General features: G+C 59.8%; 14 protein-coding genes. 3 read left to right on the top strand and 11 right to left on the bottom strand.

Annotation, left to right across the window (positions count from 1 at the left end):
• Positions 1-20: 20 nt before the first annotated feature.
• Positions 21-1,796, bottom strand: coding sequence for an aspartate--tRNA ligase (gene aspS / locus BUB78_RS15860; protein ID WP_073199752.1), 1,776 nt, complete (start codon positions 1,794-1,796; stop codon positions 21-23).
• Positions 1,797-2,033: 237 nt separating this feature from the next.
• Between aspS and BUB78_RS15855 the strand changes: the two genes are divergently transcribed.
• Complete coding sequence (locus tag BUB78_RS15855; RefSeq protein ID WP_073199697.1) at positions 2,034-3,263, top strand: SAM-dependent methyltransferase; 1,230 nt, start codon at positions 2,034-2,036, stop codon at positions 3,261-3,263.
• Positions 3,264-3,269: 6 nt separating this feature from the next.
• On the opposite strand, the gene BUB78_RS15850 is transcribed toward BUB78_RS15855, so the two are convergent.
• Positions 3,270-4,394 (bottom strand): aminodeoxychorismate synthase component I, encoded by a 1,125-nt coding sequence (locus BUB78_RS15850; protein ID WP_073199750.1) that lies wholly within the window; start codon positions 4,392-4,394, stop codon positions 3,270-3,272.
• A 162-nt stretch (positions 4,395-4,556) separates the two neighbouring features.
• On the opposite strand from BUB78_RS15850, the gene BUB78_RS15845 reads away from it, so the two are divergent.
• Entirely contained in the window at positions 4,557-5,120 is a 564-nt protein-coding gene (locus tag BUB78_RS15845; RefSeq protein ID WP_073199695.1) for a hypothetical protein, read from the top strand.
• Between the two features lie 126 nt (positions 5,121-5,246).
• Positions 5,247-8,558, top strand: coding sequence for a carbamoyl-phosphate synthase large subunit (gene carB / locus BUB78_RS15840; protein WP_073199693.1), 3,312 nt, complete (start codon positions 5,247-5,249; stop codon positions 8,556-8,558).
• 439 nt (positions 8,559-8,997) lie between these two features.
• Here carB and BUB78_RS15835 read toward each other — a convergent pair whose 3' ends face one another.
• The 9 genes from BUB78_RS15835 to rpsM all read right to left on the bottom strand — a co-directional run bounded on the left by BUB78_RS15835 (position 8,998) and on the right by rpsM (position 18,866).
• The gene (locus tag BUB78_RS15835; protein WP_073199691.1) at positions 8,998-10,683 is read right to left on the bottom strand and encodes an ABC transporter ATP-binding protein; all 1,686 of its coding nucleotides are present in this window, start codon (positions 10,681-10,683) and stop codon (positions 8,998-9,000) included.
• Between the two features lie 6 nt (positions 10,684-10,689).
• Complete coding sequence (locus tag BUB78_RS15830) at positions 10,690-11,928, bottom strand: ABC transporter permease (RefSeq protein WP_073199689.1); 1,239 nt, start codon at positions 11,926-11,928, stop codon at positions 10,690-10,692.
• Between the two features lie 12 nt (positions 11,929-11,940).
• Entirely contained in the window at positions 11,941-12,897 is a 957-nt protein-coding gene (locus BUB78_RS15825) for an ABC transporter permease (protein ID WP_073199680.1), read from the bottom strand.
• A 202-nt stretch (positions 12,898-13,099) separates the two neighbouring features.
• A complete protein-coding gene (locus tag BUB78_RS15820) occupies positions 13,100-14,710 on the bottom strand; it encodes an ABC transporter substrate-binding protein (protein WP_073199677.1) in 1,611 nt (536 codons plus the stop codon).
• Between the two features lie 217 nt (positions 14,711-14,927).
• A complete protein-coding gene (locus BUB78_RS15815; protein ID WP_073199675.1) occupies positions 14,928-16,235 on the bottom strand; it encodes a replication-associated recombination protein A in 1,308 nt (435 codons plus the stop codon).
• A gap of 147 nt (positions 16,236-16,382) precedes the next feature.
• A complete protein-coding gene (rplQ, locus tag BUB78_RS15810) occupies positions 16,383-16,808 on the bottom strand; it encodes a 50S ribosomal protein L17 (RefSeq protein ID WP_073199673.1) in 426 nt (141 codons plus the stop codon).
• Positions 16,809-16,961: 153 nt separating this feature from the next.
• Positions 16,962-17,978, bottom strand: coding sequence for a DNA-directed RNA polymerase subunit alpha (locus tag BUB78_RS15805; protein WP_073199748.1), 1,017 nt, complete (start codon positions 17,976-17,978; stop codon positions 16,962-16,964).
• A gap of 115 nt (positions 17,979-18,093) precedes the next feature.
• On the bottom strand, positions 18,094-18,483 hold the full coding sequence (gene rpsK / locus BUB78_RS15800; protein ID WP_073199670.1) for a 30S ribosomal protein S11: 390 nt from the start codon (positions 18,481-18,483) through the stop codon (positions 18,094-18,096).
• Between the two features lie 14 nt (positions 18,484-18,497).
• Positions 18,498-18,866 carry a 30S ribosomal protein S13 gene (rpsM, locus tag BUB78_RS15795; RefSeq protein WP_073199668.1) on the bottom strand — a complete coding sequence of 123 codons (369 nt, stop codon included), beginning with the start codon at positions 18,864-18,866 and terminating at the stop codon, positions 18,498-18,500.
• Positions 18,867-18,891: the final 25 nt, after the last annotated feature.

Genomic DNA, 18,891 nt, shown 5'->3' with positions numbered 1-18,891 from the left:
TTTGCCGCCCGCTGCGCGGCTTATTCCTGCGGTATCACCCGCAGGCCAAGCTCCATCATCTGATCGCTGGTGGGATCAGAGGGCGCGTTCATCATCAGGTCTTCGGCCCGCTGGTTCATCGGGAACATGATCACTTCGCGGATATTGGCGGTCTCGGCCAGCAACATCACGATCCGGTCGATCCCCGCCGCACAACCGCCGTGGGGCGGCGCGCCGTATTGAAAGGCGTTGACCATGCCACCAAAGCGCTTGCGCACCTCGGCCTCGTCATACCCGGCCAGTTCGAACGCCTTGATCATGGTATCAAGCTTGTGGTTCCGAATCGCCCCGGAAATAAGCTCGTAACCGTTACAGCTCAGGTCATACTGGTATCCCAGAACCTCAAGCGGGTCCCCGTCAAGCGCCGCGCGCCCGCCTTGCGGCATCGAGAACGGGTTGTGGCTAAAGTCGATCTTGCCGCTTTCCTCGTCGGCCTCGTACATCGGGAAATCGACGATCCAGGCAAAGGCAAACCGGTTCTGATCGGTCAGGCCAAGCTCATCCCCGATGACGGTGCGCGCCTTGCCAGCCACCCGTTCAAAGACCGATGGCTTGCCGCCAAGGAAAAACGCCGCGTCGCCCTTGCCAAGACCAAGCTGAAGGCGGATCGCCTCGGTGCGTTCGGGGCCGATGTTCTTGGCGAGCGGGCCTGCGGCCTCGACACCGTTTTCACCGTCGCGCCAGAAGATATAGCCCATGCCGGGCAGGCCCTCTTTTTGCGCGAAGGCATTCATCCGGTCACAAAATTTGCGGCTGCCGCCGGTGGGGGCGGGAATGGCGCGGATTTCGGTGCCCTCCTGCTCCAGAAGCTTGGCGAAGATCGCGAAACCAGAGCCGCGGAAATGTTCGCTTACATCCTGCATCTTGATCGGGTTGCGCAGGTCGGGCTTGTCGGTGCCATACCAGAGCGCGGCGTCGCGATACGAAATATGCGGCCAATGGGCATCGACCGCCGCACCTTGGCCGAATTCCTCGAAAATGCCCTGAACGACCGGCTGAATGGTGTCGAAGACATCCTGTTGCTCGACAAAGGACATCTCAAGGTCAAGCTGATAGAAATCGGTCGGCGAACGGTCGGCGCGCGGATCTTCGTCACGGAAACACGGCGCGATCTGGAAATACTTGTCAAAGCCGCTGACCATGATCAGCTGTTTGAACTGCTGTGGCGCCTGCGGCAGGGCATAGAACTTGCCGGGGTGCTGGCGTGAAGGCACCAGAAAGTCGCGCGCGCCTTCGGGCGACGAGGCGGTGATGATCGGCGTCTGGTATTCGCGAAACCCCTTGTCCCACATGCGGCGGCGCATCGAGGCCACAACATCAGAGCGCAGCGTCATGTTGCGCTGCATCGCCTCGCGGCGCAGATCAAGGTAGCGATAGCGCAGGCGGGTTTCCTCGGGGTATTCCTGATCGCCGAACACCATCAGCGGCAATTCGGCAGAGGCCCCAAGAACCTCGAGGTCGCGAATGAAGACCTCGATCTCGCCGGTGGGGATCTTGGCGTTGATCAGGCTGTCGTCGCGCGCCTTCACCGAGCCGTCGATTCGAATGCAATACTCGCTACGCAGCTTTTCCACCTCGGCGAAAACCGGGCTGTCGGGGTCACACAAAAGCTGTGTCACGCCATAGTGATCGCGCAGATCAATGAACAGCACCCCGCCATGATCGCGGATGCGATGCACCCAGCCAGAGAGGCGAACAGCGTCGCCCACGTTGGATTTGGTCAGGTCGGCGCAAGTATGGCTGCGATATGCGTGCATGGCGTCCTCTTTCGGCCCCGGTGGGGCATCTGTCATGGTCCGGGCCGATACACCTTGGCGGGGCGGCAAAGTCAAGGGCCGCAACCCGTTCATGCCCGGCAAATCCGTTTACATTAAGGGGATTCTGGATAAAAATACCGCTCATACGCGCAGTCGAACCGGGAAATCCCGGCCAAGCGACAGGTTTAAGTACACCAGAAAGTGGTGCCATTCTGGCGACAATAGATGAGGTGGAATATGTGGACCAAAGCTTTCGACCGATTGCTGACGCACCTGATCAAGCAGGGTCGGTTAAGTGTGACCTTCGCCGATGGCACCACGCGCCATTACGGAAGCGATGACGGACCAGCGGCGGCGCTGACGTTTCATGACCCGAGCCTGCCGCGCAAGATGGTGATGGCGCCCGATCTGGCCTTGGGCGAGGCCTATATGGATGGACGCCTGACCATCGCCGATGATGATCTCTATGGGTTCTTGTCACTGGCGATGAGCAATATGGCGGCGCAGGGCCAGCCGTGGTTTCGCCGCCCTCTCGTGATCGGGCGCTGGATGCTGCGGCGCTTCAAACAGTTCAACCCGGTCAGCCGCGCGCAAAAGAACGTCGCGCATCATTACGACCTCTCGAGCGAGCTTTACGATCTGTTCCTCGATGAGGACAAGCAATATTCCTGCGCTTATTTCAGTGATCCGGACATGACGCTTGAGGCCGCGCAAGAGGCCAAAAAGCACCATATCGCGCGCAAGCTGCTGATCAAGCCGGGCATGCGGGTGCTTGATATCGGTTGTGGCTGGGGCGGGATGGGCCTGACGCTGGCGCGCGATTACGGCGCGCAGGTGACCGGCGTGACCCTATCGCGTGAACAGCACGGCATCGCCAATGCCCGCGCCAAAGAGGCCGGGCTAGAGGGTCAGGCAGAGTTCAAGCTGATGGATTATCGCCACGTCACCGGACAGTTTGACCGCATCGTCTCGGTGGGCATGTTCGAACATGTCGGCGTGCCCCATTACGGCGAATATTTCGATACGCTCAAGCGTCTGCTCACGCCGGATGGCGTGGCCCTTGTGCATACCATCGGGCGCGCCGGGATGCCGGGCGCTACAAGCGCCTGGATCACCAAATACATCTTTCCCGGCGGCTATTGCCCGGCCATGTCAGAGGCGGTGACCGCCATCGAGAAAAGTCGCCTGATCACCACCGATGTCGAGGTCTGGCGCCTGCATTATGCCAAGACGCTGCGCCATTGGACCGAGCGGTTCGAGGCCAATATCGACAAGGCGCATGCGCTATATGACGAACGATTCTGCCGGATGTGGCGCTATTACCTGATCACCAGCGAGCTGACCTTTCGCGCCAACAAGCATGTGGTGTTCCAGTTTCAGTTATCGCCCAAAAAAGAGACGGTCCCGCTGACCCGCGATTATCTTTACCAGAAAGATCACGGTCCGGCCCGACAGGCCGCGGAATAGCCGCGCTCAGGTAAAGGCCGGGGTCAGGGCGCGGGCAAAGCGCGCCTTCCAGAGCGCCTCCTCAAATTCGCCGGTCGCGGTGCTGTCATAGACCACGCCGCCGCCGACGTTCAAAACCGCCTCGCCATCCTCGACCATCAGGGTACGAATGGCGACGTTGAATTCGGCGCGCCCATCCGGCGCGGCCCAACCGACCGAACCGCAATAGATCTCGCGCGGGGCCTGTTCCAGATCGGCCAGAATCTGCATCGCACGCAGTTTCGGCGCCCCGGTGATCGAGCCGCAGGGAAACAGCGCCGTGAAAATATCCGACAGGCCGGTTTCGGGCATCATCTGCGCGGTGATGAGCGAGGTCATCTGATGCACGGTCTGATAGGTCTCGACCGAGAAAAGCTCGGGCACCGAGACGCTTCCGGGCACACTCACCCGCGAGATATCGTTGCGCAGCAGATCAACGATCATAAGGTTTTCGGCGCGGTTCTTGGCGTCGCTTTGCAGGAAGAACCGGCGGCGGGCATCTTCTGTCGGGTCGCTGCTTCGGGGCTGTGTGCCCTTCATCGGGCGGGTCTCGATCCGCCCGTCGGCATGAGTGCGAAAGAAAAGCTCTGGCGAGCGGCACAGGATCGCCGGGCCGCTGTCATCCTCGATCAGCGCGCCATAGCGCACCGGCTGCACCCGTTGTAGCGCGGCATAAAGCGCGCCCGCCCCGCCGGTCGCGGACATGCGAATGGGAAAGGTCAGGTTGGCCTGATAGATATCACCGGCACAGATATAATCATGGACCGTCCGGAACGCGCGGCCATAGCGGGACTGATCCCAAAGAGGGCGCAAATCGCCAAGACCGGCGGGATCTCCGGGCAAATCCCCCGCTGCCTGCGGCGCGTCATACACCCCGAAATCGAGCAAGGGCAAACGGCGGTCACGCGGCAAAAGCGGCAAAAGGCGCGGCTCAAGGGCAAAGCCAAGCTCGTAACTGGCATAGCCCGCAAGCCAGAAGCCACCCGCGCGCGCGGCGTCAAGCGCGGCAAGCGCGGCGGGCACCTCGGCCGGATCATTGGCCACGATCCGGCGCTGCGCCTGCGCAAACTGACAGGCGGTGCCCATGGGCCCATGATCGAAACGAATCTGCACTCTGCGCATCCCTTGGCTGGTGCTGGGGTATTTAGGCCCCCCGAGGTCAAAACACACCCTCAAAAGCGTCGGTTTGCCCGAGTTTTGCGATGTGCGCCACGCTTGACAGGATCACCTTTGGAGGGAACGCTGGCCTCAAGGCCGTTTTAAGGAGTGTATCATATGACCCGCAGATTGATCGCCGGTTTTCTCGGAATCTGGGCGCTGAGCACGTCGGCCCTGGCCGAGCGGGTCTCGATCGGGTTCGAGGGGCCGGGCGAAGGCCCTGCCCCCGCCGAGATGCCTGAAGATGGGTTTATGGTCACGACCCGCAACATGATGATTTCCTCGGCGGCCAAGTCGGGCGATGGCACCGATGGGACCAATGAGATCGAAAGCGTCATGAACGCCCGCGGCGGCGTGATGATTCAGCGCCCCGGCGCGCCGTTTCAATTCATCTCGCTCGACTGGCAATCCGAGAAAGGCGAGCCAAGCGTCGTGGTCGAGGGGTATTTCGGGGATGTCCTGATCGGGACCGAAAGATTCACCCTGCCGCAAAGTGCCGCAGAGGGCGGCTTTGTCACCTTTCTCGCCAATGCACTTGCCGGGGTGGTGCTTGATCAGCTTGTGTTTTACCCACAGCGCAACAGGCTTGGCATGGGCGCGCTTGACAAGGTTGTGCTTGACGAGCCGCCCGAGGCGATAGACACCTCCGATGCGGGGTCAATGTCCGCCTTTAAGACCTGAGCCTTGGCCGGGTTTGGCGGATAGATCGCGGATCAGGCCTTGCACACCGCAGGATCATGGATATAACCCGCTCCAATTTGCGTGTGCAGGCCTCTGCCTGCGCCCATTTAGCTGCCCGGGGGCCCCATGCCAAAAAGAACCGATATTTCATCCATCATGATCATCGGAGCGGGGCCTATCATCATCGGTCAGGCCTGCGAATTCGACTATTCCGGCGCTCAGGCCTGCAAGGCCCTGCGCGAGGAAGGATACCGCGTTATCCTGGTCAACTCGAACCCGGCCACGATCATGACCGACCCCGAGCTGGCCGATGCCACCTATATCGAGCCGATCACCCCCGAGATCATCGCCAAGATCATCGAAAAAGAGCGCCCCGATGCCTTGCTGCCCACGATGGGCGGGCAAACCGGGTTGAACACCGCTCTGGCCGTCGCCGACATGGGCGTGCTTGAGAAATACGGTGTCGAACTTATCGGCGCCAACCGCGAAGCGATCGAGATGGCCGAAGACCGCAAGCTTTTCCGCGAGGCGATGGACCGGCTTGGCATCGAGAACCCAAAAGCGACGATTGCCAACACCATGGAAGAATGCATGGCAGCGATTGATTACGTCGGCCTGCCCGCGATCATCCGCCCGGCCTTTACCCTTGGCGGCACCGGCGGAGGCGTGGCCTATAACCGCGACGATTACGAGCATTTCTGCAAGACCGGGCTTGATGCATCGCCGGTCAGCCAGATCCTGATCGACGAATCGCTTCTGGGCTGGAAAGAATTCGAGATGGAGGTCGTTCGCGACAAGGCCGACAATGCCATCATCGTCTGTGCCATCGAAAACGTCGATCCGATGGGCGTGCACACCGGCGACAGCATCACCGTGGCCCCGGCCCTGACGCTGACCGACAAAGAATATCAGATCATGCGCAATCAGAGCATTGCCGTGCTGCGCGAGATCGGCGTCGAGACCGGCGGCTCGAACGTGCAATGGGCGGTGAACCCCGCCGATGGCCGCATGGTCGTGATCGAGATGAACCCGCGGGTGTCGCGCTCGTCTGCTCTGGCCTCCAAGGCGACGGGTTTTCCGATTGCCAAGATCGCCGCGAAACTGGCGGTTGGCTATACGCTGGATGAGCTTGATAACGACATCACCAAGGTGACCCCCGCAAGCTTTGAGCCGACCATCGACTATGTCGTCACCAAGATCCCGCGCTTTGCCTTTGAGAAATTCGCCGGTGCCAAACCGCATCTGACCACCGCGATGAAATCGGTCGGCGAGGCGATGGCGATTGGCCGCACCATCCACGAGAGCCTGCAAAAGGCGCTTGCGAGCATGGAAACCGGGCTTACCGGCTTTGACGAGGTGGTGATCGAGGGCGCGACCGATGCGACCTCGGGCAAGGCCGCCGTGATCAAGGCGATCAGCCAGGCCACACCCGACCGGATGCGCACCATCGCCCAGGCGATGCGTCACGGTCTTAGCGATGACGAGATCAACGCCGCGACCGCCTTTGATCCGTGGTTTCTTGCCCGTATCCGCGAGATTGTCGAAACCGAAGAAGACATTCGCCGCGATGGCCTTCCGCTGACAGAAGAGGGCCTGCGCACGCTCAAGATGCTTGGCTTTACAGATGCGCGGCTGGCCACTCTGACCGGTCGCGACGAAGGCCAGGTCCGGCGCGCGCGCCGCAATCTTGGGGTGCGGGCCGTGTTCAAGCGGATCGACACCTGCGCCGCCGAATTCGAGGCCCAGACTCCCTATATGTATTCCACCTACGAATCGCCGATGATGGGCGAGGTCGAGTGTGAATCGCGCCCCTCTGATCGCAAGAAAGTGGTCATTCTTGGCGGTGGTCCCAACCGGATCGGCCAGGGGATCGAGTTTGATTATTGCTGCTGTCATGCCTGTTTCGCCCTGACCAAGGCAGGCTATGAAACCATCATGATCAACTGTAACCCAGAGACGGTTTCGACCGATTATGACACCTCGGACCGGCTCTATTTCGAACCGCTGACATTCGAACACGTGATGGAAATCCTGACCACCGAACAGGAAAACGGCACCCTGCATGGCGTCATCGTTCAGTTCGGCGGTCAAACCCCGCTCAAGCTTGCCCGCGCGCTTGAGGCCGAAGGTATTCCGATCCTCGGCACCACGCCGGATGCGATTGACCTCGCCGAAGATCGCGAGCGTTTTCAGGAGCTTGTCAACAAACTTGGCCTGAAGCAGCCGCACAACGGCATCGCCAGCACCGACGAACAGGCGCTTGCGATTGCCGATGATATCGGCTTTCCGCTGGTCATTCGCCCCTCTTACGTTCTGGGCGGTCGGGCGATGGAGATCGTCCGCGACATGGCCCACCTTGAGCGTTACATCGCCGAGGCGGTCGTGGTTTCCGGCGATAGCCCGGTGTTGCTTGACAGCTATCTGTCGGGCGCGATCGAATGCGATGTCGACGCGCTTTGTGACGGTGAAACCGTTCACGTGGCCGGCATCATGCAGCATATCGAAGAGGCTGGCGTACATTCGGGCGACAGTGCCTGCTCGCTGCCGCCCTATTCGCTTAGCGACGAGATGATTGCGCGCATCAAGGTTCAGACCGAGGCGCTTGCCCTGGCCCTTAACGTGGTCGGGTTGATGAACGTGCAATTTGCGGTCAAGGACGATGAGATTTACCTGATCGAGGTGAACCCGCGCGCGAGCCGCACGGTGCCCTTCGTCGCCAAGGCCACAGATTCGGCGATTGCCGCAATTGCCGCCCGCCTTATGGCAGGCGAGAAAATGGCCGCCTTCCCGTTCCGTGGCTTTTACCCCAAAGATACCAAGCCCGGCACCCTGCCGATGGCCGATCAGATGACACTGGCCGACCCCAACATGCCGTGGTTCTCGGTCAAGGAGGCGGTTCTTCCCTTCGCGCGCTTCCCCGGTGTGGATACGATCCTTGGCCCGGAAATGCGCTCGACCGGCGAGGTTATGGGCTGGGATGTGTCCTTCCCGCGTGCTTTCCTCAAGGCGCAGATGGGGGCCGGCGTTGACCTGCCCGCAAGCGGCAAGGTGTTTGTCTCGATCAAGGATGCCGACAAGACGCCGGACCTTGTTGAGGCGGCCCGCGTGCTTGTCGATCTTGGGTTCAGCATCGTCGCCACGCGCGGCACGGCGACCTTCCTGCAAGAGCAGGACATCACCTGCGAGGTGGTCAACAAGGTCTATGAGGGGCGCCCCAATATCGTCGATATGCTGAAAGACGGGCAGATCGCGCTTGTGATGAACACCACCGAAGGCGCGCAAGCGGTTGAAGACAGTCGCGAAATCCGCTCGGTCGCTCTCTATGACAAGATTCCCTATTTCACCACCGCCGCCGGTTCGCATGCCGCCGCTCTGGCCATCAAGGCCCGCGAAGAAGGTGAGTTGAAGGTGATGCCGTTGCAGGGCAGCAACACCTGATTATCCGGGGCGGGCCGTTAACCGCCTGCCCCGCGAACGTCGTGTCGTTTTTTGACATCGTTACGACGACTCTGGCCGCCATGCGCCATGCGCCTAGCAGCGTTGCGGCAGCTGCATGAATTTTATCTATTTTACCCATTGCGCCATGGGAAATTTCGCATATGTGCTTGTCACAGACGAAACATAGACTTTGATCGTAACGCCAAGGACGGAGGCCCAACATGACCCGCGACGAACTGAACCGCGAATTGCGTATGCATAGTGCAAGCTGGCCTGCCGTGCTGATCGTCTATGGGATGATCGTTGGCACCATGGCCCTGTCGGCCATGGCGATCCTCTGATCGAGCTGCACGCGCCCTTCAAAACCTGTTGAAATGCAAAATGGCGGTGGGTTTCCCCATCCGCCGTTTCTCTTTTTCTGCCACAGGTGGCCACTGGCCTAGGTGGTGCTGACCTTTTTGTCCTTCGGATCAATCCGCGCCGCCGCCGCATCACCGACATTGTCAATGCCGCGCTCTTCAAGCAGCGTGGTAAGCCAGTTCGGGTCCATCTCGGGCACCGAGCTTAGCAACAGGTCGGTATAGGGATGGTGGGGCGGCGTGAACATATCGTCCTTGGGCCCTTGTTCGACCACCTTGCCGTGCTGCATCACCACCACCTCATCCGCGATGGACCGCACCGTGGCAAGATCGTGGGTGATGAACATATAGGCCAGGTTCAGCTCGTCCTGAAGCCGGTCAAGCAGGCGCAGGATGCCTTCGGCCACCAGCTGATCGAGCGCCGAGGTGACCTCGTCGCAGACGATAAAGCTTGGCTCGGCCGCAAGCGCGCGGGCGATGCCGATCCGCTGTTTCTGACCACCCGAAAGCTCTGGCGGATAGCGGTTGTAATACTGCGACGGCTCAAGCTCGATCAGGTCAAGCAGTTCATCCACCCGGTTCTTGAGCTTCGCACCCTTCAGCCCCGAATAGAAGGCCGCAGGCCGACCGATGATCTCGGATATCTTGACCTTGGGATTCAGCGCAGTATCGGCCATCTGGTAGATCATCTGGCACTGGCGCAGCTGATCCTTGGTGCGGTTGCGATAATCCGGCGGAAACGGCTCGCCCTTGAACAGGATTTCGCCCTTGGAAGGTGGCAAAAGCCCGGTGATACAGCGCGCAGTGGTCGATTTACCCGACCCGGATTCGCCCACGACGGCGACGGTCATGCCCTCGTAGATGTCAAAGCTGACGTCATCCAGAACCTTGGCGCCGCCCGTGTAAGAGGCATCAACATTCTTGACCGAAATCAGCGGCACAGCATCCTTGGGGCGATATTTCTGCGGGCTTTCAAAGCTGCGCACCGCCCAGAGGGATTTGGTGTATTCCTCTTGCGGGTTGTCCAGCATCTCTTTGGTCGAGGCCTCTTCAACCTCTTCGCCTTTGAGCAGAACCTTGATCGTGTCGGCCATCTGCGCCACCACCGCCAGGTCGTGGGTGATATAGATCGCGGCGGTGTTGTATTCCTCGACGATATCCCGGATCGCGGCCAAAACCTCGATCTGGGTGGTCACGTCAAGCGCAGTGGTCGGCTCGTCAAAGATGATCAGGTCAGGGCGACACGACATCGCCATGGCGGTCATTGCGCGCTGCAACTGGCCGCCAGAGACCTGGTGAGGATAGCGAAAGCCGATCTCGGTCGGGTTCGGCAGGCGCAGCTTTTCATAGAGCTGCATCGCATCCTCTTGCGCCTCTACCCGCTTTTTAAGGCGATATTGCAAGGGCGCTTCGGTGTGCTGGTCGATGATCTTATGGGCCGGGTTGAACGAGGCCGCCGCCGATTGCGCCACATAGGCGATCCGCGACCCGCGCAACGCGCGCCGCTCGCTTTCTGTGGCGGTGGTCAACTCCATCCCGTCAAACTCGATCGAACCGTTCGAGATACGCGTGCCATCACGCGCATAGCCCATACAGGCCGCCCCGATCGTGGATTTGCCGGCACCGGATTCACCGATAAGGCCCATGACCTCGCCGCGGTGCAGGGTCAGGTCGACACCCTTGATGATGTCGACCCAGCTTTCATCGGAATAGCCCTGAATTTTCAGGTCCCTGATCTTCAGAAGAACGTCTTTTTTCTTTACCATATCCGATTACCCTTTCAGGCCAGAGGAACGATGCAGCATCCAGTCCACGACAAAGTTGATCGCAACGGTCAGCAAGGCGATAGCCCCCGCAGGAATAAGCGGTGTGACATCACCGAACGAGATCAGCGTCGCGTTCTCGCGCACCATTGATCCCCAGTCCGCCGTCGGTGGCTGAATGCCAAGGCCAAGGAAGCTTAGGCCGGCAATGAGAAGGAACACGAAACAGAATTCCAGCCCGAATTCGGCCACCAGAGGCGCGGTCGAGTTGGGCAGGATTTCGCGCCGGATCAGATACCAGGTGCGTTCCCCGCGAAGTTTTGCGGCCTCGATATAGTCCATCACCACCACGTTGCCCGCAACCGCGCGCGTCAGGCGGAACACCCGAGGGCTATAGATCACCGCAACCACAAGGATCAGGATAATCTCGGACGGGTTGAAGATCACCAGCATGCCAAGCGCAAAGGAGGTCGAAACCCCGGCCAGAACCGCAAGGCCGATGATCCAGCCCATGAGACTTCGCTCTGATACCGCCGTGACAACCAATAGCCCGGTGACCGCGGCAAAAATGGACAGAAGCCAGAAACTTGTGGTGTTATTGGCCAGCTCGCCGCCAAAGATCGACAGCATCAAGAGCGCAAAGATCAACGAGGGGATCGACATGATCACATCCGAGGTGCGCGCAAGGATCTGGTCGAACCAGCCCCCCGTTGTCGCCGCCAAAAGCCCGGCAAGCGCGCCCAGCAAAAAGGCCATGACCGTGCCCGCCAAGGCAAGGGCAACGGTGTTACGCGCGCCAAAGATGACCCGGCTGAACATATCGCGGCCAAGCTGATCCGCGCCCAGGAGCATGGTTTCATCCGGCGGCGCAAAGGCCGAGGAAATGATCTGCGCCTCGCCAAACGGCGCGATCCAGGGCGCGAAGATTCCGGCGATGGCATAGGTGAAGATGATGAACATCCCGAACCCGGCGGTCAGCGGTGCAGTGCGCAATTCCTTGGCCAGGTTGGTCGGCGCAATGGCCACCAGAAACTCGCGGAAGGCATAGGATACCATCGCCGAGAGCGCCAGAAGCCCGGCACAGGTGGCAACAATGCGCAACGCGCCAACCCCGCCGACAATGCCCAGAATGAACGAGATCAAAGTCAGCGAAAACAGCAGCAAAAACGCGGAACGCTTGTTGTAGAACGCCGCCAGGCAAGAGCCGCCCAGAAGCAGAGTGTAGTAGATAATGACGAAAACATTCATGTCTCTGCCCCCTTATTTCGGATGCCGCAGGCGCGGGTTGGTCAAGATAGCCCCCACATCCGCCGCAAGGTTAAGAAGGATAAAGGTCGCCGCAAAGATCAAGCAGCAGGCCTGCACCACGGGGAAATCACGCTTTGACACCGAATCGACAAGCGCCTGCCCGATACCGGGATAGACGAAGACAACTTCGACAAGCACCACGCCAGTGATGAGATAGGCCAGGTTCAGGGCAACAACGTTGATGATCGGCGCCCAGGCATTGGGCAGCGCGTGTTTCACGATCACCTTCCAGGGCGGTGTGCCCTTGAGGCGCGCCATCTCGATATAGGGCGAGGCGAGAAGGTTGATGATCGCCGCGCGCGTCATGCGCATCATATGCGCCGTCACCACAAGCACCAGCGTCAGCGCCGGCAGGAAGGTCCGGTGCAGAAGCTCGCCAAAGGTCATGTCGTTGCTCAGGCTGGCAATCGCCGGGAACATGCCGGTTTTGACCGCCAGATAGAGAATGAGGATATAGCCGAGAAAGAATTCGGGGCTTGAAATCGAGGTAAGCGTTAGAACGTTGACGACCCGGTCAAAGATCGAGTTGCGCAAAAGCGCCACCAGCACACCAAGGACAATCGAGATCGGCACCGCGATAACGGCCGCATAGGCCGCCAGAAACAGCGTGTTGGCAAAGCGCGTGCTGATCGTATCGACGACGCTTTCGCCTGTGACGATGGAATTGCCAAAGTCGAACATGACCGCACTGGTGAGCCAGTCAAAATACCGCACAAGGGCCGGTTGATCGAGGCCCATTTCCTTGCGCAACGCGGCAAGGTTTTCCGGGGTTGCCCCCTGGCCAAGAACCGCCTGAGCGATATCGCCCGGCAGTAATTCAACCATGAAGAAGATAATTGCCGATATAATCAGCAAAATCCCCACTCCCAGTCCAAGCCGTTTTCCAACGAGCCTTAGAATATCTCCCATTAGTCCCTCCTGCTGTCTGCTCTGGCATCCGCTGTTACATCTGAACACAGATTGCCGATCTGGCAGATTCGTTTTTTTGCTCTCGCCGGATTTTGATGTCGCCCGGCTCTGGCTTGTGGCTCCGACGCAGTTGGGGAAATCAATCGGATGCGCCGAAGCAGAGAAAACCCGGCGCCATTGACGCCGGGTTTCGGTGTTGTGTTTAGGCTTCGAACCACCAGCGGCTACAGGCGCGGGCGCCATCCATCTGCCAGCTTGCAGCAAGATCCGGTCCATGCTGGACGTTCTTGCGACGCGCGTAGACAAAGTTCGGGAAGAACGGGATGACCGTGCCGCCATCATCACGGGCCAGCATCGCCATTTCGCGATACATCTCGGCGCGGCGGGTGTTGTCCAGTTCCGCCTTGGCCGCCAGCAGCAGTTCGTTGAACCGCTCGTTCTGCCAATGTGATTCGTTCCAGGCCGCATCGTCCTTATAGGCAAGACTGTACATAACATCCGGCGTCGGGCGCGCGCCCCACTGAACCGCACACCATGGCTTTTTCAGCCAGACATCCGAATAGTAGCCATCGTTCGGCTCACGGACGACATTGATGTCGATGCCCGATTTCTTGGCTTGCTCGGAGTAAAGGACGCACATGTCGACCGCACCCGAATAGACCGAGTCGGCCACGCTGAGGTTGACCGAAAGCCCTTCGGCACCGGCCTTTTTCAACAGTGACTTGGCCTGCTCCGGGTCATACTCGCGCTGCGGGATGTCATCGGGCCAATAGGGCATGGCGGGCGAATGATGGAAGTCATTGCCAGGCGAAGCCGCGCCAAAGGCGATCTTCTCGATGATCTCGTTGCGGTCAATCGACAGCTTGAGCGCGTTGCGCACATCGGGATTGTCGAACGGCGCCACGTCGCAGAGCATCGGCATGGTGATCGCAGCGGCCGAAGGCACGTTGTCGATGACGATGTTGGGGTCGCGCTGAAGCAGTGCGAGCGTCTTGAGCTCGAGCTGGGTGATCGCATCCACATCACCGGTGACAAGCGCGGTCTGACGGGCGTTCGGATCGTTGAGAACCGTGACCACGACCTCGTCGAAATAGGCGCCGTCAAGGTGCCAGTCTTCGTGGCGCGTAAATGTATAGCCGACACCGAACTCGGTGTTGGTAAGCTTGTACGGGCCACAGCCATCGCCAGATTTCCAGCTTGCCGTGCCATCGTCATTCGCAGGCACCATGGCCAGGTGATAATCGGTCATCAGCCACGGCAGATCGGCATTGCCCGAGCCCAGCTTGATGGTGATCGAGTGATCGCCATTATCCACGATATCCTGAACATCGGTCAAAAGCGCCTTGGCCGCCGATGTCGAGCCTTCACCGCGGTGATGGTTCAACGAGGCAATCACGTCATTCGCCGTGACCTTGCCGCCGCTGTGCCAGGTGGCACCGGGGTTAAGGGTGAACGTCCACTCCTTGGCGTCCGGGCTTGCCGACCATTCGCTTGCGACATCCGGTCCAAGAGAGCCATCGGGCTCGATCAGGGTGAGATACGAGCGGAACGTGTGCGCCACCTGAATCATCGAGAAGGTCACGTATGTGCCGGGATCGTGCGTATCCGAGGTGTTGCCGTCATGGGCACCAAGACGGAAGATGCCGCCACGCGTGGGCGCCGCCTGGGCAGATGTGCCCCAAAGGCCGGTTGCGGCGGAGGCTGTTACGCCTGCTGCGGCCGCATAATGCATGAACGAGCGGCGCGAGATGGTCCCGGTACGGGCCGCATCGGCAAGCTTGTCCAAAAGGATCTGGTCCTTGTTCTTTTTCATAAGATTTCCCTGTTTGCTGTGTGAGTTGTCATTGGAGAGGCCATTTTGCTGACCCTCACCAAAAGCTTCCTGTTACGACGGGTTTGAAGGATGCTTAAATACGACATTTCCCAAACAAAACACGAAACTCGCCGTGTTTCCAGCCCTTAATCCTTTAGCCCCCAAAGTTTCAGGACCAAAGATTTCACATATTTCCGGCGCAACACGCGTCAAAAGCTTAGCCACGCCGCGCACGCAACTTGGAAAAGTAATCGAGTCGTTTTTTGAGCTCGCGTTCAAAACCGCGTTCGACCGGTTGATAAAGCACCGGACGTTTCATCGTATCCGGAAAGTAATTCTGCCCCGAAAAACCGTCTTCTTCGTCATGGTCATAGGCATAGCCCGCACCATAGCCCTGCTCGGCCATTAGCTTGGTAGGAGCATTCAGGATATGCTTGGGCGGTGGTTCGCTTCCGGTTTTCCTGGCCTCGCGCATGGCCGCCTTATAGGCCACGTAACCGGCGTTCGATTTCGGCGCGAGTGCCAGATAGGTCACCGCCTGCGCAAGCGCCAACTCGCCCTCGGGGCTGCCAAGGCGCTCGTAGGTTTCCCAGGCGTGCAGACAGACGGTTTGCGCCTGCGGGTCGGCAAGGCCGATATCCTCGACCGCCATGCGGATGATGCGCCGGGCAAGGTAACGCGGGTCTTCGCCGCCGGTCAGCATGCGCGCAAACCAATAGAGCGCCGCATCGGGGTCTGATCCACGCACCGATTTATGCAGCGCCGAAATCAGGTTGTAATGTTCGTCGCCGCCCTTGTCATATTTCGCCGCCCGCTTCATCAGGCGGGTCGACAGGGCGGCTTTGTCAAGCTTTGCCTCGGTCTTCCACGCCGCCACCTGTTCGATCAGGTTCAGCAGGGCGCGCCCGTCGCCATCCGCCATCTCCAAAAGCGTCTCGCGCGCCGGGCCATCAAGCGGCAGGGTGCGGCCAAGATCGGCCTCGGCGCGTTGCGCCAGCCGCTCAAGATCGGCAAGCGCCAGCCGCTCCAGCACCAGAACCTGCGCGCGGCTCATCAGGGCGGCGTTCAGCTCAAAACTGGGGTTTTCGGTGGTGGCGCCGACCAACAGGATCGTGCCATCCTCCATATGCGGCAGAAACCCGTCCTGCTGGGCCTTGTTGAAGCGGTGGATTTCATCGACGAACAACAACGTGCCCTGTCCGTTGGCACGGCGATGCTTGGCCTCTTCAAAGACTTTGCGCAGGTCCGGCACGCCAGTGAAAATCGCGCTGATCTGTACGAAATGAAGGTCGGTTTCATCCGCCAAAAGCCGCGCGATGGTGGTTTTGCCCACACCGGGCGGGCCCCAAAAGACCAGCGACGTGAGACTGCCAGAGGCCAGCATCACCCCAAGCGGCGCCTCGGGGCCAAGCACCTGATCCTGCCCAATGACATCGCCAAGCCTGCGCGGGCGCAACCGGTCCGCCAAAGGGCGCGGCGCGGTGCTGGGCGGCGTGTCGGAGGGTGCTTGAAAGAGATCGGCCATGGGTGCATCCTATCGCGCCCTTTGATGCGACGCACGCAGATATGCGAAGGCCTTGCCCGGATTGCAAGCCAGAGCCGCCCCCTCAAACAGAAAACGCCGCCGACCAAGGGTCAGCGGCGTTCAAATTCTGGTCGAGAAGGCCGGGTATCAGGCCTCGTCAGCCTCAACCTCAGCCGCGGCAACGCGGGCCTTGTCACCGGCACCCTTGGCGTTCACGTCGCGCTCGACGAACTCGATGATCGCCATCGGCGCCATGTCGCCATAGCGAAAACCGGCCTTGAGAACGCGGACATAACCGCCCTGACGGTCCTTGTAGCGGGGGCCAAGCACGTCGAACAATTTCGCGACATACTGGTCCTGCTTGAGCTGTGCAGCCGCCTGACGGCGCGCGTGCAGATCACCGCGTTTGCCAAGTGTGATCATCTTTTCGATGATCCGGCGCAGTTCTTTGGCCTTGGGCAGGGTGGTTTTGATTTGCTCATGTTCGATGAGCGAGCCGGCCATGTTCGCCCAAAGCGCCTTGCGGTGCTCATGGGTACGGTTCAGGCGGCGGTAGCCTCTTGCGTGACGCATTTGATGGTCTCCTTAGCGTGTTTTGCTTTGTCCGGCGGTCTGATGCGTGTCAGCCGCTCTCCTTGGGGCATTGGCCCATATTTTCCCCGGCAGTCCGGGCATTTATCCCACCCTACGAAGCGATCCGTAGGGTGGGTGTAACCCACGCGTGTCTCAGAACGCGTCTTCGAATTTCTTGGCCAGATCCTCGATGTTGTCGGGCGGCCAATCTTCGACGTCCATGCCGAGGTGAAGGCCCATGCCGCTGAGAACTTCTTTGATCTCGTTCAGCGACTTGCGGCCAAAGTTCGGCGTGCGCAGCATCTCTGCTTCGGTTTTCTGGATCAGATCGCCGATGTAAACGATGTTGTCGTTCTTGAGACAGTTTGCAGAGCGCACCGACAGTTCAAGCTCGTCCACCTTCTTGAGAAGAAGCGGGTTGAACTCAAGACCATCGTCTTCGTCCTGGCGACCGGCGGCTTCGGGCTCGTCAAAGTTGACGAAGATCGAAAGCTGATCCTGAAGGATACGCGCGGCATAGGCCACGGCATCATCCGGCGTGATCGACCCGTCGGTTTCGATTTTCATGGTCAGCTTGTCATAATCCAGAACCTGGCCCTCGCGGGTGGGCTGAACGTCATAGCTGACTTTGGAAATCGGCGAATAGATCGCGTCGATCGGAATAAGACCGATGGGCGCATCTTCGGGTTTGTTCTTGTCGGCCGCGACATAGCCTTTGCCCTGGTTCACGGTCAGTTCCATGAACAGATCGGCGCCCTCGTCGAGGTGGCAAATCACGTGTTCCTTGTTCAGGATCTCGATGCCCGCGCTGTCGGAAATGTCGCCAGCGGTGACGACGCCCGGCCCCTTGGCATTGACCGAAAGGCGCTTGGGCCCTTCGACTTCCATTCGGAGAGCAACACCTTTAAGGTTCAGCACGATGTCGGTGACGTCTTCGCGCACACCGGCGACGCTGGAAAATTCATGCAGCACGTTGTCGATCTGCACGGCGGTGATGGCCGCACCTTGCAGCGACGACAACAACACCCGGCGCAATGCGTTGCCAAGTGTAAGACCAAAGCCGCGCTCAAGCGGTTCGGCGGTCAGAACAGCCTGACGCAGCGGGTCATTGCCCGGTTTTACGTCAAGCTGTGTCGGCTTGATCAATTCAGCCCAGTTTTTGTGGATCATGCGTCCCTCCATTCCAGTTCCGTTCCCATGTCCAAAGGTTCAGAACGCCCGAGGTATTAAAATGACGAAAAGGGGACCGCGCAAAACTGCGCGGTCCCACTTGGTGTGTCTCAGATCAGACCCGGCGACGTTTCGGCGGGCGGCAACCATTGTGGGCCATCGGTGTCACATCACGGATCGAGGTGATGTTGAAACCAACAGCGGCCAGAGCGCGCAGCGCCGATTCACGGCCCGAACCGGGGCCCTGAACTTCGACTTCGAGGGTGCGCATGCCGTGATCCTGGGCCTTCTTGCCGGCGTCTTCTGCGGCCATCTGGGCAGCATAGGGCGTCGACTTGCGCGAGCCTTTGAACCCGCAGGTGCCGGCCGACGACCATGCGATCGCATTGCCCTGCACGTCCGAAATCAGGATCTTGGTGTTGTTGAAGGAAGAGTTCACATGAGCAACGCCGGTGGCGATGTTCTTGGAGACCTTCTTTTTGGTGCGTTTGGTATCGCGTGCCATTGATCAGCCCTCCCTTATTTCTTCTTGCCGGCAATGGCCTTTGCGGGGCCCTTGCGTGTGCGTGCGTTGGTATGTGTGCGCTGACCGCGAACCGGAAGGTTGCGACGGTGGCGCAGGCCACGGTAGCAGCCAAGATCCATCAGACGCTTGATGTTCATCTGCGTGTCACGACGCAGGTCACCTTCGACGGTGTAGTTGGCGTCGATGTGCTCGCGCAGGGCCAGGGCCTCGGCGTCGGAAAGCTCGTTCACGCGACGCGAGGCGTCGATGTTCACGGCTTCACAGATGGCCTTGGCCGATGTGTGGCCGATACCAGTGATATAAGTCAGGGCGATCGGGACCCGTTTGTGGGTCGGGATGTTTACGCCGGCGATACGTGCCAAATGTAAGTTCCTTTTCGTTGCGGTT

This window comes from Roseovarius marisflavi (assembly GCF_900142625.1).
Classification (GTDB): domain Bacteria; phylum Pseudomonadota; class Alphaproteobacteria; order Rhodobacterales; family Rhodobacteraceae; genus Roseovarius; species Roseovarius marisflavi.
The sequence above is the reverse complement of the archived record's forward strand: the minus strand, read 5'-3'. Positions and strand labels throughout refer to the sequence as shown.